Annotated in this window: 1 protein-coding gene; it reads right to left on the bottom strand. The window is 61.4% G+C overall.

What is annotated here, in order from left to right; all coding sequences use genetic code 11:
• The coding region (locus tag A9X04_RS22480; RefSeq protein ID WP_255396497.1) for an acyl-CoA dehydrogenase family protein at positions 1–492 on the bottom strand (492 nt) is incomplete at its 3' end.
• Positions 493–516: the final 24 nt, after the last annotated feature.

Below are 516 nucleotides of genomic sequence, written 5' to 3'. Positions count from 1 at the left end.
CGCCTCTGCCAACCAGGCCGCTAGGGGCAGATCGTGTGAGTATCCGAGTGACCCGTGAATCTGCAGGGCGGTGTCGACGACATCGATGAGCATGTTGGCAATGTAAGTCTTGGCGATGGAATTCGCGATCCGCAAGTCGAGCCCGCGTTCCATCTTGTAAGCCAGGTGCAGGATCATCAGCCGGGTGACGTAAAGCTTCTCGGCGCAGTCGGAGAGCATCCACTGGATTCCCTGACGATCAGCCACCCGTTTGCCGAAGGTGACTCTTTCACATGCCCGCGCGGCCGCCATGTCAAGCGCTGCTTGGGCTTTCGCGATGCTCCACATGCCGTGCCGCAGCCGGCCGTAGCCGAGGCGATGCTGGCCCATGGCAAAGCCCTGTCCAAGTCCGCCGAGAATGTTCTCGTGGGGGACAACGAGGTCGCGGATGCGGACTTCCGCGTGACCCATGGTCACCTCACCGTGGAAGGCCGGCACGTCGGTCTCTCCCATAACCGGAATGTTGCGGATGATCTC

Origin of the sequence: Mycobacterium sp. E3247 (assembly GCF_001667785.1) — a bacterium.
In the GTDB taxonomy this organism is placed as follows: Bacteria; Actinomycetota; Actinomycetes; order Mycobacteriales; family Mycobacteriaceae; genus Mycobacterium.
The sequence above is the reverse complement of the archived record's forward strand: the minus strand, read 5'-3'. Positions and strand labels throughout refer to the sequence as shown.